At 36.0% G+C, this 14,835-nt stretch carries 14 protein-coding genes; 11 read left to right on the plus strand and 3 right to left on the minus strand.

The window, feature by feature from the left end; genetic code table 11:
* Positions 1-37 precede the first annotated feature (37 nt).
* The 4 genes from RQM59_RS03945 (at position 38) to RQM59_RS03960 (ending at position 4,042) form a co-directional block, all read left to right on the plus strand.
* Entirely contained in the window at positions 38-265 is a 228-nt protein-coding gene (locus RQM59_RS03945) for a FeoA family protein (protein ID WP_349240762.1), read from the plus strand.
* Complete coding sequence (gene feoB / locus RQM59_RS03950; RefSeq protein ID WP_349240763.1) at positions 265-2,379, plus strand: ferrous iron transport protein B; 2,115 nt, start codon at positions 265-267, stop codon at positions 2,377-2,379. The genes RQM59_RS03945 and feoB overlap by 1 nt, the downstream gene beginning before the upstream one ends.
* 126 nt (positions 2,380-2,505) lie before the next feature.
* Positions 2,506-3,429, plus strand: a complete 924-nt coding sequence (locus RQM59_RS03955) for a ketopantoate reductase family protein (RefSeq protein WP_349240764.1) — start codon at positions 2,506-2,508, stop codon at positions 3,427-3,429.
* Between the two features lie 91 nt (positions 3,430-3,520).
* The gene (locus tag RQM59_RS03960) at positions 3,521-4,042 is read left to right on the plus strand and encodes a DUF2911 domain-containing protein (protein WP_349240765.1); all 522 of its coding nucleotides are present in this window, start codon (positions 3,521-3,523) and stop codon (positions 4,040-4,042) included.
* A gap of 67 nt (positions 4,043-4,109) precedes the next feature.
* On the opposite strand, the gene RQM59_RS03965 is transcribed toward RQM59_RS03960, so the two are convergent.
* Positions 4,110-5,018 (minus strand): DMT family transporter, encoded by a 909-nt coding sequence (locus RQM59_RS03965; protein WP_349240766.1) that lies wholly within the window; start codon positions 5,016-5,018, stop codon positions 4,110-4,112.
* 232 nt (positions 5,019-5,250) lie between these two features.
* Between RQM59_RS03965 and RQM59_RS03970 the strand changes: the two genes are divergently transcribed.
* The 7 genes from RQM59_RS03970 (at position 5,251) to RQM59_RS04000 (ending at position 13,429) form a co-directional block, all read left to right on the plus strand.
* The gene (locus RQM59_RS03970; protein WP_349240767.1) at positions 5,251-5,808 is read left to right on the plus strand and encodes a porin family protein; all 558 of its coding nucleotides are present in this window, start codon (positions 5,251-5,253) and stop codon (positions 5,806-5,808) included.
* Between the two features lie 124 nt (positions 5,809-5,932).
* Positions 5,933-8,773 (plus strand): leucine--tRNA ligase, encoded by a 2,841-nt coding sequence (gene leuS, locus RQM59_RS03975; RefSeq protein ID WP_349240768.1) that lies wholly within the window; start codon positions 5,933-5,935, stop codon positions 8,771-8,773.
* A 120-nt stretch (positions 8,774-8,893) separates the two neighbouring features.
* Positions 8,894-9,367, plus strand: coding sequence for a hypothetical protein (locus tag RQM59_RS03980; protein WP_349240769.1), 474 nt, complete (start codon positions 8,894-8,896; stop codon positions 9,365-9,367).
* Positions 9,368-9,415: 48 nt separating this feature from the next.
* Positions 9,416-10,825 carry a sensor histidine kinase gene (locus RQM59_RS03985; RefSeq protein WP_349240792.1) on the plus strand — a complete coding sequence of 470 codons (1,410 nt, stop codon included), beginning with the start codon at positions 9,416-9,418 and terminating at the stop codon, positions 10,823-10,825.
* Between the two features lie 11 nt (positions 10,826-10,836).
* On the plus strand, positions 10,837-11,619 hold the full coding sequence (locus RQM59_RS03990; RefSeq protein WP_349240770.1) for an enoyl-CoA hydratase/isomerase family protein: 783 nt from the start codon (positions 10,837-10,839) through the stop codon (positions 11,617-11,619).
* Positions 11,620-11,698: 79 nt separating this feature from the next.
* Complete coding sequence (locus RQM59_RS03995; RefSeq protein WP_349240771.1) at positions 11,699-12,049, plus strand: YciI family protein; 351 nt, start codon at positions 11,699-11,701, stop codon at positions 12,047-12,049.
* 123 nt (positions 12,050-12,172) lie between these two features.
* Positions 12,173-13,429 (plus strand): RNA polymerase sigma factor, encoded by a 1,257-nt coding sequence (locus RQM59_RS04000; RefSeq protein ID WP_349240772.1) that lies wholly within the window; start codon positions 12,173-12,175, stop codon positions 13,427-13,429.
* Here the strand turns inward: RQM59_RS04000 and RQM59_RS04005 are convergent.
* Both RQM59_RS04005 and RQM59_RS04010 read right to left on the minus strand, forming a co-directional pair.
* Entirely contained in the window at positions 13,421-13,879 is a 459-nt protein-coding gene (locus RQM59_RS04005) for a GNAT family N-acetyltransferase (protein ID WP_349240773.1), read from the minus strand. The genes RQM59_RS04000 and RQM59_RS04005 overlap by 9 nt on opposite strands.
* Complete coding sequence (locus RQM59_RS04010) at positions 13,866-14,522, minus strand: HD domain-containing protein (protein WP_349240774.1); 657 nt, start codon at positions 14,520-14,522, stop codon at positions 13,866-13,868. The genes RQM59_RS04005 and RQM59_RS04010 overlap by 14 nt, the downstream gene beginning before the upstream one ends.
* Between the last annotated feature and the right edge of the window lie 313 nt (positions 14,523-14,835).

The following is a 14,835-nucleotide window of genomic DNA, read 5'->3' on the forward strand; positions in this document are numbered from 1 at the left end:
ATTCTAATTTGGTATCTTTGCCTTCTAAATCATTTTTTTGACAACAATAGCATCTCTACAGATTGGCGAACTTGGATATATCTCTGAAGACTCTTTAGATAAAATCCCTCTTAAATTACTAGAAATGGGCTGCCTGCCTGGAGCAGAAGTTGAACTCGTCCAGTTAGCACCATTGAACGACCCATTATACATCTGTGTTAATGGAAGTCATTTGGCCATAAGAAAAGAGACAGCGGAAAAAATCATAATTATTAAACCAAATTAATGGCGACACCTACTTCTATAAATGTTGCTTTAATAGGGAATCCGAATACAGGAAAAACCTCTCTGTTTAATCAACTTACGGGGTTGAATCAGAAAGTAGGAAACTATCCGGGAGTTACCGTTGATAAAAAAACAGGTGTTAGCACCCTTTCAAAAGATCATAAAGCAGTTGTAACTGATTTACCAGGTACCTATAGTATAAACCCAACCTCATTAGACGAGAGTATCGTTCTCAAAACCTTATTAAACTCAGACAAAGAGGACGCCCCAGAAGTGATCTTGGTGGTGGCCGATATTGAGAATTTAAAAAGAAACTTATTACTTTTCTCTCAGATTAAAGATTTAGAAATTCCTACAGTGTTGGCTATTAATATGGCTGATGAAATGAGTCGTAAAGGGATTTCTATCGACTTAAGAGCACTACAAAAAGAATTGGGTTCTGAAGTGATACTTATTAGCGCTAGAAAGAATGAGGGAATTGAAGAAGTTAAATCGGCCATTGTTAAAGCGTACATTTCGGCAAAAGCGTCACCATTATGTTCTATCAATCATAGAATAGATGCTGATTATTTTGACAGGCTAAAAGAGATTAGCCCCAATTACTCAATATATGAGTTATGGTTAATGATCACACAGAATAGTTTTCCTGATTCTGTTTCGGAAGAGGAGAAACAGCAACTCATTGACTTTAAACATGACGTTTCTAAATTAAAAAAATATCAACACAAAGAAACCATCTACCGATACCAAAAGATCAATGAAATATTAAAGAAAACTTATATCGTTGATAGATCCAAAGCTTCAGATCTGCGTGCAAAATTGGATAAGGTTTTTACCCACAAGATATTTGGCTATGTGCTATTCTTTGGAATCTTATTGCTGATATTCCAATCAATTTTTGACTGGGCAACGGTCCCAATGGATTTTATTGACGGCCTTTTTGCAGACGCAAGTACCTTTATCAAATCGAAATTGCCGGAAGGCGTTATTAACGACCTGATTACGGAAGGAATTATCCCTGGAATAGGAGGTGTACTGATCTTTATCCCTCAAATAGCGATCTTATTTCTGTTCATTGCCATTCTAGAAGAGACAGGATATATGAGTCGAGTAGTATTCTTAATGGATAAGATCATGCGTCGATTTGGAATGAGTGGAAAGAGTGTAATTCCTTTAATTTCAGGAACGGCTTGCGCAATTCCAGCGGTAATGTCAACAAGAACAATTGCTGGGTGGAAAGAGCGATTGATCACGATTTTGGTTACACCTTTTACGACGTGTTCGGCAAGATTACCAGTATATGCGATTTTAATTGCATTGATTATTCCTGATAGAAGGGTTGCCGGATTTTTAAGTCTGCAAGGATTAACATTGCTATCGTTGTATATACTTGGGTTTGCTACAGCAATTTTAGCAGCGTATATTTTACATAAGACACTAAAAGTTAAAAGCAAATCCTTTTTTGTTGTGGAGATGCCAGATTATAAAGCCCCTTCGTTAAAGAATGTAGCTTTTGATGTAATCGAAAAAACAAAGGCCTTTGTAATTGGTGCAGGTAAAATTATTTTAGCCTTATCTATCGTATTGTGGTTTTTAGCATCGAATGGTCCACAAGCCTATGCAGATGCAGAAAAAAATGTAAAAGCTCAAACCGAGAATAGTGGAATTTCAGAAGACCAATTGCAACAAAAGATCGCTTCGGCAAAGCTGGAAAACTCCTATATAGGAATCATGGGTAAAACGATTGAGCCAGTTATAAAACCTTTAGGATACGATTGGAAAATAGGGATTGCGTTAATCACATCATTTGCCGCAAGAGAAGTATTTGTTGGAACTTTAGCTACGATTTACAGTGTAGAAAGCGATGACGATGATACGACAACCATAAAACAACGTATGGCTTCCGAAATTAATCCGACTACAGGAGAGAAGAGATTTAACTTCCCTGTGGGAATGTCGTTATTGGTTTTTTATGCTTTTGCCATGCAATGTATGGCTACATTGGCTATTGTAAAGCGTGAAACCAAAAGCTGGAAATGGCCGTTAATCCAATTATTTGGAATGGGGTTATTGGCCTATGTTTCTTCACTAATTGTATATCAAATTTTGAGTTAGATGCAAGAAATTATTGTGTATATTATCGTAGGTTTGGCTATTGCATTTTTGCTGAAAAAATATGTCTTTTCTTCGGCAAAAGACAAGGGATGTAATCCTGATTGTGGCTGTTAATACATACTACTTATGAAGATTATTATTTACGGTACTGGCGGGGTCGGTGGATACTTTGGCGCTAGGTTGGCGCAAAGTGGTAATGAAGTTCACTTTATAGCTAGAGGAAAACATCTAGAAGCCATTCATAAAAATGGACTACAATTAAAAAGCATCAAAGGAGATCATACAGTTTTTCCTGTAAATGCTACGGATAATGTTCGCTCGATCTCAAATCCCGACTTGGTTATCATTGCGACAAAAACATGGCAGGTCGCTGAAGCAGCAAAAGACATCAAACCGATACTAAATTATTATTCTACAGTAGTTCCATTGTTAAATGGAGTTACAAATACAGACGCTTTACTTTCCGTATTAGATAAGCAGCAAGTAATAGGAGGATTATGTAAAATTGTGAGTAAAATAGAAGAACCCGGGGTTATAAATCATATGGCGATTGAACCCTGTATTGCTTTTGGTCAATTAGACAATCAAAAAGGCGGACGAATTAAAGGCTTAAAAAAAGTATTTGATGAAGCAGGGATCTCGAATGATAATCCTGATGATATTCAAAAGGCTATTTGGAGTAAATTCTTATTCATTACCACTGTTAGTGCTATTGGAGGGCTTACCAGAGCTACTTTAGGAGAAATGCGAGCAACTCCCGAAGTAAGAGCAATAATGCATAAAACAGCCGAAGAAATTGTGCAAGTTGCGAATGCGAAAGGAGTAAATCTTAATCAAGATTCAATCGATAAAGTTTTTCATTTTATTGATGGACTTCCGCACGAAACTACGGCTTCATTACAGCGAGATATTATGGAAGGAAGACCTTCAGAATTGGAGTCTCAAGTGGGAACTGTACATAAGTTAGGATTAGAATTAGAAATAGATACTCCGACAAATTCATTCATCTATCACAGCTTACTACCTCAAGAATCAAGAGCTAGACATTAACAATCTTTAACAGAACATTAATAGTTTTATGTGTAAGGAAGAGTAAATTTGAAGAACTATTCCTATTAAATAATTAACTTAAATCATTATCATGAAAAAACTTATTTCAACCATTGCTATCTTAGTTTTTGCTGTCATTTTTACGAATGATGCAAATGCTCAAAAATTCCGTAAACTAGATAAGAGCCCTGCAGATATAGTTCTTTCTCCAACAAGAGGTGCTGACAAAGTACTAAAGATCGTATACAGCAGACCTCAACTAGATGGAAGAAGCTTAGATAAATTAGCTCCAAATGGAAAAGTTTGGAGAACAGGTGCTAACGAAGCAAGTCAGATCACTTTTTATAAAGATGTGAGCTTCGGAGGAGAAAAGATAAAAGCAGGAACCTATTCATTATTTACAATTCCTGGAGAAAAAGAATGGACGATCATCATTAATTCGGCAACGAATGATTGGGGAGCCTTTTCATATAATAAAGACAAAGATGTTGCTCGAGTAAAAGCAACCGTTACTAAAGCTGCAGATTCTATTGAAGCATTTTCAATAGCTGTGCAAGACGGAAAGTTATACTTAGGATGGGCAAACACGATCGTAAGCGTTCCTGTAAAGTAATTCTTACGACTTTATATATGCCTGCCGTAATTTGTTCTGATAACATTCAGAATAAATTGCGGTTTTTTTATGCCCTTTTAGGACCTCTACTGATTAGAAAAACACCTAAGAAAACTAAGAAACAACTCAAAATTTTAACCAAGCTTATATCTCCTTTGTACTGATCATGGTCTAGCCAATACGCATAGATACTGACCATAATAAAACTAATAGCCGGTTGCATGTATATGTAACTGCCACTTACCGAGGGCGACACATTTTTAAGTGCGTAAATATTAAAGAGATATGCTAGGAATGTAGTTCCAATGATAACAAAAGCTACCGTCATGTACGTATGCATAGTAAACGCTTCAAAATCGGTATTTAAGGTATCGCCAATTCCGACTGGAAAAACAAAGATCAGACCAAATAAGAAGACCCAACTTACTACTGTTATAGCGTTGTATTTTTTCATCAGAGGTTTCACGATTACTAAATACAACCCATAGGAGCAAGCATTCAAAAAGACAAAAAGGTTTCCCAATAGCGAACTGGTTCCTGTATCGGCGTTGCCATACCAAATAAGTAAAAACGCCCCAATACCACCTACCACAACACCTAGGATCTTATTAGATGTTATGCGCTCTTTTAGTAACAGTGCACTGAATATAATCACTAAAATAGGTACAGCCGTGAGAATCACGGATGCATCAATGGGAGAGGTTAGGTTTAAACCATGAAAAAAGAATAGTTGGTTTACCGCAACACCACATAATCCACATAATACTAAACGTCCGAGGTCTTTTTTCTTTACCCTTTCTTTAACAAAAGATTTGATGAGCCAAAATAGCAAACCAGCACCTACAACACGCAAAAAGATAAATGCGGAAGCACCAATCTTATGAGGCATAATACCCTTAGCAATAATATAATTAACCCCGTAAATAATATTGGCTCCCAATAGCGCCAAATGTGCTTTTAATAGATGCTTGTTCAAGGCAGGTAAATTTATAGTTACAAAGAACAGCATTTTTATAATAGGGTTGTTCAAAAAAAGATAAGATTAACAACATTACATAAAATGTTTGATTTTTTCAAAGCTAAAATTAAGAGGTAAAAGTTTGTTTATGAGTTATTTATTGTTAATCACATTTTTCTAGCCTCGTGAATGCTGTTTTTTGGCACAAAGATTGTCTTGTTGAATAACATTAAAAAAATTAAATATACATATGATGAAAAAATTATTATTTGCTGTACTGTTAGTAGCTGGGATATCTAGCGTAAACGCCCAAGAAGTAAAGTTTGGTGTAAAAACAGGGTTAAATGTTGCAACGATAAGAGGTAATGCCCTTGACGTAGATCCTAGAATTGGATTACATATTGGTGGGGTTGCAGAACTGAAGTTAACACCAAAGTTTTCGATTCAACCCGAGTTGTTATTTTCTCAATTGGGCACAGAGAATTCAAATAATAAATTACGAACGGATTATATTTCTCTTCCGATAATGGCTAAGTACTATCTAGTTAAGGGATTTTCGATTGAAGCCGGTCCGCAGTTTTCTTTTTTGGTAAAAGATGAATTAGAGTTTGTTGTAAATAATAATAATAGCGGAAGCTTTAACCCTAATGTTAGTAATTTTGACTTTGGTTTAAATGTAGGAATGGGATATCAATTTGAGAAAGGATTCTTTTTTCAAACCCGATATTCGCTTGGGATTACAACCATTGAAGAAAATCCTGATGTTAGAAATGGAGTATTTCAATTGTCGTTAGGATATCAATTTTAATTTCAGAATAGAATCTAACCTCTTCAAAATGAAGAGGTTTTTTTATTCTCGAATTTTCTATATGCTATTTTTCGCTTCCAAACAATAAATGTAAATTTGCATCCTTTAAAGACAGAAGTTTAAGATGCAATACAATCATCAAGAGATAGAAAGTAAATGGCAAAGATTTTGGGCAGAGAACCAAACATTCAAAGCCAGTAATGATTCAGATAAACCTAAATATTACGTGTTAGACATGTTTCCGTATCCATCTGGAGCGGGATTACATGTTGGGCATCCATTAGGGTATATCGCATCGGATATTTATGCACGTTATAAACGTCATAAAGGATTTAACGTATTGCACCCACAAGGCTATGATTCTTTTGGACTTCCGGCAGAGCAGTATGCGATTCAAACAGGACAACATCCAGCAAAAACAACCGAAGAGAATATCGCAACCTATAGAAGACAATTAGATCAAATAGGGTTCTCTTTTGATTGGTCTAGAGAAGTGCGTACTTCGAACCCTCAATATTACAAATGGACCCAATGGATCTTTATCCAATTGTTCAATTCATGGTATAACAAGGATAGCAATAAAGCAGAAGATATTTCTACGCTAATTGTTGCTTTTGAAAAGGACGGGAATACAACTGTAAATGCGGTATGCGATGAAGATGTAACAAGCTTTACCGCGGAAGAATGGAATGCATTTTCCGACAAAGAACAACAGCAAATTTTATTACAATACCGCCTGACTTTTTTATCAGATACAGAGGTAAACTGGTGCCCGGCATTGGGAACTGTATTAGCCAATGATGAGATTGTTAATGGTGTATCAGAACGTGGAGGTCATCCTGTGATTCGTAAAAAAATGACACAATGGTCCATGCGTATCTCTGCATATGCACAACGTTTGTTAGATGGTTTAAATACCATTGACTGGCCACAACCTTTAAAAGACTCACAAACCAACTGGATCGGTCGTTCACAAGGAGCGATGGTTTCATTTCCAGTCGATGGACATGATGCTAAGATCGATGTATTTACCACAAGACCGGATACGATATTCGGGGTTAGTTTTATGACGTTGGCACCAGAACACGACCTAGTATCAAAAATAACAACCGAATCTCAAAAAGCAGCAGTTGAAGCCTATGTGGAAGCAACGGCGAAGCGTTCAGAAAGAGATAGAATGGCAGATGTAAAGACCATTTCAGGAGCGTTTACTGGAGGGTATGCGATACACCCGTTTTCTGGAGAAAAAGTACAGATTTGGATCGGAGATTACGTGCTAGCGAGTTACGGAACAGGAGCTGTAATGGCAGTTCCATGTGGAGACCAACGTGACTATGATTTTGCAAAACACTTTGGTATTGACATCCCTAATATTTTTGAAGGTGTAGATATTTCAGAAGAAGCTTTTGCTGATAAAGAAAAAACGATCATTGCCAATTCAGATTTCTTAAACGGATTGAAATACAAAAAAGCAATGAAAACCGTCATCTATGAAATGGAGAAACAAGGCATTGGATACGGAAAGATCAATTATAGATTAAGAGATGCAGTCTTTAGTAGACAACGCTATTGGGGAGAACCATTCCCAGTGTATTATGTAGACGGAATGCCTCAAATGATTGACGCGGAACATTTACCAATTGTATTACCGGAAGTAGAAAAATATTTACCCACAGAAGATGGGCAACCTCCACTAGGAAATGCAGATGTATGGGCTTGGGATACCAATACCAACACAGTGATGTCAAATGAACTTGTCATTTCGAACGATAGTGAGAAATCTGATAAACACAACGGTGTTTACCCACTTGAATTAAACACCATGCCTGGTTGGGCAGGAAGTTCGTATTACTTCAATCGTTATATGGATCCGCATAACGACACTGAATTTGCTTCTAAAGAAGCACTAGATTATTGGAAACAAGTAGATCTATATATTGGAGGATCGGAGCATGCTACAGGGCATTTATTATATGCACGCTTTTGGCAAAAATTCTTATTTGATAGAGGATTGGTTCCTGTAGATGAGTTTGCAAAAAAACTGATCAATCAAGGAATGATATTAGGGACGAGTGCTATTGTCTATAGAGTTTCTGGATCTAATCAATATGTTTCGAAAGGATTAAAGGATCAATATGAAATAGAAGAATTGAGGGTTGATGTAAATTTAGTGAATAGCGCAGATGAAATAGAGGTCAATGATCTAAGAAACTGGCAACCTCAATTTAAGGATGCTGAGTTTATCTTGGAAGAGGGAAAATATATTGTTGGCAGAGAGGTTGAAAAAATGTCAAAACGTTGGTTTAATGTTGTGAATCCAGATCGTATCTGTGAAGAATACGGTGCTGACTCATTGCGTTTATTTGAAATGTTCTTAGGACCTTTAGAGCAATCTAAACCATGGAAAACTTCAGGAATATCTGGAGTGTATTCTTTCTTAAAGAAACTGTGGAAGTTATATTATAATGGAGAAGAATTTTCAGTTTCTGATGAAGCTCCAACCAAAGAAGAATTGAAAACATTGCATAAGACCATTAAGAAAGTAGAAGAGGATATCGAGAACTTCTCATTCAATACTTCAGTATCTACCTTTATGATTGCAGTGAACGAATTGACCGCTCAGAAATGTAACAAAAGAGCCATTCTGGAACCATTATTGGTGTTAGTTTCTCCATATGCACCGCATATTGCGGAAGAATTATGGAGTCAATTAGGACACACAACGTCGATTTCAACAACGGCGTTTCCGATATTTGATGGAAAACACTTAGTTGAAAGTTCTAAGAATTACCCAATTTCCTTTAACGGAAAAATGCGATTCACGTTAGAATTGCCCTTAGATATGACTAAAGAGGAAATGGAAAAGGTAGTCATGGCGCACGAAAAAACGCAAGCACAATTACAAGGACGTACACCTAAAAAAGTGATCATTGTTCCTGGTAAGATTATCAATATTGTAGGCTAAAACACGTAGTGTTTTTTAACAAACAGAAAGTCATCATAGTTTATGTGATGACTTTTTTTCGTCTTAGGTTTATTAACTATCTTGTCGAGAGATAAGAGAGGTCAGAAACAAATTAAAAAAATGAAAACAAAACACACACTAGCAGCCCTGTTTGTTTTTGGAATGCTATTTGCAAGTTGCACAAATAAAGAAAAACCATTGAAAGAATATATGACTGATGCTTGGGAAACGAAGTATATGAAAATAGAAATGCCCACGTTCAGTAAATCTGATTCAACACATGTTTTTGAAGATAAATTTGAGAATAATCCGGCAAGAAGAGTACAATCGGTATACAAGAGCGATGGAACATTTTATACCTGGTCTTTAAACAGAAAAGGAGAACGGCATGGAAATTCATCTGGCACCTGGGATATAAAAGGAGATTCTCTTTTTATTGAATTCTTCTACGATGGTAGAAATGTAAAAGAAGCCTATCATGTTGAGAAAATAAAGGATGGCTTTAAAGGAATAAGTAAGTATGATTGGGACAAAGATGGAGAATTTGACGACCTGTTGACCATGAAAACCAAAAGAATTGTTTTAGGAGAATAATTGAATCCATTTAAGAACATATCACTACGAATACGGATCTTTCTAGCAATGATCTTGTTGGTCTTGTTGGCTTCTGTGCTTATCGTTACTGTTACGATTTATCAATACGATGAACAGACCAAAGAATATAATATCAAACGATTTGGGCGTAAAGAGCAAACCGTAAAGAAGGATATTAATATTGAACTCACAAAGAAGACCACTTATCTCGTAAATACTGAAAACCTGAAGCGTATTTTTCAGGATAGAATCTATGAGTTGTCGGACATCCATAATTTTGAGATCACGATGTACAACCTCAATGGGAAGTTGTTAAAAACGTCTATCCCTTTTGGATTAAAAGATACTATTCCAAATGATCTTTCTAAAGATATAGTAACCGAATTAGCAAGTACATCTACGAATCGAATTTTAAATATTAAGGAGGGAGAAAAAATTAGTTTCGAAACATCGTATACCTATATTTTAGATCCATATGCCAAAAGGATAGGAATTTTAAAACTGGAATTCACTCAGGATAATTTAGAGCAAGAAAAGGAGTTAGAAGAATTTCTATCTCGATTAAGTGTCGTGTATTTCTTCATGTTCTTGATTGCAATTGTATTGGCATATTTCCTATCCAGTTATATTACACGTTCCTTAAAGACGATTTCAGATAAAATGCATAAAACGCGGCTAAATAAGCGTAATGAAAAGATCATGTTAGGAACAGCTAGTTCAGAAATCATCACTTTGGTCGAGGCATATAACAATATGATCGATGAGCTAGAAGAAAGCGCTGTTAAATTGGCACAAAGTGAACGTGAACAGGCATGGAGGGAAATGGCAAAACAAGTAGCTCATGAGATCAAGAATCCGCTAACCCCTATGCGATTGAGCGTTCAAAGTTTTGAAAGAAGATTTAATCCAGAAGACCCAAAGGTCAAAGAAAAATTAAAAGAATATTCCGAAACCCTTATTCAGCAAATAGATGTGATGAGTTCTATTGCCTCTGCATTTTCTGATTTTGCGAAGATGCCGAAGCAGAAAAAGGAACAAATAGAAGTAATAGGTGTCGTAAAGATGGCTTTGGACATCTTCAACGAATCATTTATTTCATACAACCCAAGGGCAAAAGAATTGCATGCATTGCTGGATAAAACACAATTGATTAGAATTCTAACCAATCTCATCAAGAATGCTATTCAGGCAGTAGAAGGACAAGAAATACAAAAAATAGATGTTACCGTTTCTGAAGATAACGGAACGATAAAAATAGAAGTGGAAGACAACGGAAAAGGAATACAAGAGGATGTAAAGCATCTTGTTTTCGAACCTAAGTTTACGACAAAATCTAGTGGAATGGGACTTGGATTACCTATGATCAAGAACATTATTGAAGCTTATGAAGGTTCCATTAAGTTTGCTTCAACTGCTGGAATAGGAACTGTATTTACTGTAACTTTACCCAAAAAATAATCGATATACATATGAGTTTTGAAAATATTTTAGTTAACAATAATGAAGGGTTAGCAACTATTATTATAAACAGACCTAAAAAATTAAATGCTTTAAACAAGGCGACGATTGCTGAATTACATACAGCGTTTGACACTTTGAATAAGGATACTAATACGAAAGTAATCATCATTACTGGAAGCGAACAAAAAGCGTTTGTTGCCGGTGCTGATATTTCGGAATTTGCTGATTTTTCTGTAGAAGAAGGTGGAAAATTGGCAGCGAACGGACAAGAGCAATTGTTTGACTTTGTGGAAAATTTATCGACCCCTGTAATAGCAGCCGTTAATGGTTTTGCTTTAGGAGGAGGATTAGAGTTAGCAATGTCTTGTCACTTTAGAGTGGCGTCAGACAATGCGAAAATGGGATTGCCGGAAGTTTCTTTGGGGGTGATTCCAGGATATGGAGGAACACAGCGATTACCACAATTAGTTGGAAAAGGGAAAGCCATGGAGTTGATCATGACCGCTGGGATGATGTCGGCTGAAGAAGCTAAAGCCTGTGGATTAGTAAACTATGTGGTTGCACAAGAGGAGTTACTTCCTTTGGCTGAAAAATTGGCTGGTAAGATCATGCGAAATTCGAGTGTTGCTATAGGGGCTGCGATCAAAGCTGTAAATGCAAACTTTGAAGATGGAACAAATGGATATGAGGTGGAGATTGCTGAGTTTGGAAACTGTTTTGGCACCGAAGACTTTAAAGAAGGAACCACGGCTTTTTTAGAAAAAAGAAAAGCGGACTTTCCTGGAAAATAAAAAAGTACATTAATTTGTCCAATAGGTCGAAACAAATTCGTCTTTAGAGAAATATCAATAACATTTAAAATTAAAAAAGATGAGCAATTTTTTGTATTTATTTAGAGGCGGAGACGAAAACTTCAACAAACTTTCTCAAGAAGAAAAACAAGCACATATGCAAGTATGGGCCACGTGGATGGGTGGACTAACTGAAGAAGGGCGCTTGGTTGATGGCTTACCTTTAGGAGCAGACGGCAAGGTTGTAGAGAACAGAGGAGAAGTAATAACCAATGGACCGTTTGCGGAAGGTGAAGAGATCGTAGGAGGATACCTTATTGTATCGGCTAAAGATTTGGCAGAAGCAGTTGAAATTTCTAAAGGGTGCCCTATTTTCGATTACGAAGGAAGTACGGTAGAAGTGCGTGAGATCATGTCTATGGATATGTAAACCCTTGATACAGTAATAGCAATTAAAAATTACGTGTCAGCTCGAGCGCAGTCGAGAGGTTTTTGATACACAAGAGATATGTGTTCATTCTCGACTACGCTCGAACTGACATATTTTATGTTGATGAAATCATCTAACCAAAGCCAAACAGTAGAACATATTTTCAGACACGAGTATGGAAAGATCGTAGCCATACTGGTCCATAAGTTTGGTGCACAGAGCCTGGAAAAAATAGAAGATGCAGTGCAGAATGCGTTTCTGAAAGCCATGCAAATTTGGGGGTATAAAGAAGTGCCAAAAAACCCAACAGCCTGGCTGTTAAGAGTAGCCAGCAATGGATTGATTGATGTACTACGTAGGGAGAAAAAAGTGCAAAAGCACGATGAGATTCATACGCTATTATCTGGACTTTCTGAAGATGAAAAAGAAGTATCATTAGACACCACTGTTGATGATAGTCAGCTAAAGATGATCTTCGCTTGCTGTAACCCTTCCTTACCTAACGAGAGTCAACTTATATTGAGTCTTAAGTTAATAGGAGGTTTTAGTAATAAGGAAATCTCAAAAGCACTATTAAAAAAAGAAGAAGCTGTTGCCAAATCATTTACGAGAGCGAAGAAAAAATTTAAAGAAAGTATAAAGACGTTAGATATTCCGATAGAAATGGGGCTTTCTTCACGGATTAATAGTGTTCTTAAAGTGCTCTACTTGCTATTTACAGAGGGGTATACTGCTAGTGAGGGAACAGTGATTATCAAACGAGACATTTGTTATGAAGCCATCCGATTAGCATTGTTACTCACAGAAAACAAAACGACCAACATCTCTGAAGTACATGCATTAATTGCATTGATGTGTTTCCATACATCTAGGTTTGATGCCAGAATTGATACAAACAATGAACTGGTCGATTTAGAGCATCAAGACAGAACCTTATACAATAAAGAACTCATTCAAATAGGAATGAGGCACTTATATCAGGCTAAGGAAAGACGATCGAGCAATCCATCCTATTACTTGCAGGCTGCGATATCATATTATTACTGCGAGGCTCCTTCCTTTGAAAAAATTGATTGGGAAAGTGTTTTATTATTATATGATTTGCATTTAAAATATGCGAATTCTCCGTTAGTGCAACTAAACCGAATTATTCCATTGTACAAAGTGTATGGGCCAAAAATAGGACTGGAAACATTAGTATCTATGAATAGAGAGCAAAAACTAAATGAAAATGCGCTGTTTTATTCTATTAAAGCGGAGATGTTAAAAGAGTTAGATAAGTTTTCCGAAGCTAAAAATGCGTTAGAAAAAGCCATTGACTTAACTAAAAATGAATTTCAAAAGAAACATTTAATCAGAAAACTACAAAAATTACGCTAGCGATTTTTCGAAAATGATCTTGGTTTGTCCACTGTCATTGGTATAGATTTTTACAATTTCAAATCCATTTTTAAGGTTGAGAATCATCATGGGTTTAAAGCGATTCATGGACTTTGTACGTGCTTTTTGATAGCCTTTTTTCTTGGCGGAAGAATGTTGTAATTCCATGAGTTTTTGCGCAATTCCCTGTTTTCGAAAACGAGGTAATACGCCTCCTACCCAACTATAAAATGTATGATCATTATATCGATACCCTAATTTAAAACCAATCAATTCATTTTCATGATAACATAAAATGATGATTAGATTTTCTTTGGTTTGAACTCGATCGACAAAAAAGTCGAGTTTCGCGTCTTCAAATAATTCAGCATATAAATGGAGTAATGCATCCAGTATATTTTGATCTGGAACCTCTGAAATGACCTGATATGAATAGTTATTTTCTACCATCCCACTCACCATAGAATTGTGCCAAAAACCCTTCCATATAAGCATGCCTATCATTTGCAATACGTCGCCCCGTATCCGTATTCATTTTGTCCTTTAATAATAACAATTTTTCGTAAAAGTGATTGATTGTTGGGGAAATAGATTTTTTATATTCCTCCTTGGTCATACTTAAATTAGGAGGAATTTCAGGATCGTATAAAGCACGATTTTTAAAACCACCATAATTAAAGCAACGCGCTATTCCGATAGCCCCAATAGCATCCAATCTATCGGCATCTTGTACTACAGCTAATTCTGGAGAGGCAAATGTTGTTTCGATAGATAAACTTGACTTGTAAGAGATGTATTTGATAATATTTTCAATATGAACAATTATTTCTTCAGAAACCTTTTGACTTTCTAAAAAGGCTCTTGCTTTTTTAGGGCCAATAGACTCATCACCATCGTAAAATTTGGCATCGGCAATATCATGCAGTAATGCTCCAAGCTGAACAATAAATACATCTACGTCTTCACTTACAGCAATCAGTTTTGCATTATTCAATACGCGCTGAATATGAAACCAATCGTGTCCTCCTTCTGCACCTTCTAAGGTCTCTTTTACAAATTGAATGGTATTTTTTATAATATTTTCCTTATCCATTAATCAATGAAATTAATAAACTAAGATATTATAATTTTTCTTGGAGAGTTTGGATGAATTTGAGCTTTTTGTTTAAACACGATCTAAGAAGTTGAATGGCTTTTACAATACGGAGAAAAAAGCAAACAAAAAGTAAAAAACCTAACCATTACTAATGGTTAGGTTTTTTATATCAATTAGTATTATTGACTAATTATTTTGATCGTTAACGAAAGGATTGTTTTGAATTTCATCTAACGGAATTTCAAATTGCATTCTTTCATCGTTATAAGGGATTGGCACACCTACAAAAGATAAGTGATTAGATCCTCTA

This window comes from Asprobacillus argus, from assembly GCF_032248395.1.
Taxonomy (GTDB): domain Bacteria; phylum Bacteroidota; class Bacteroidia; order Flavobacteriales; family Flavobacteriaceae; genus Polaribacter; species Polaribacter argus.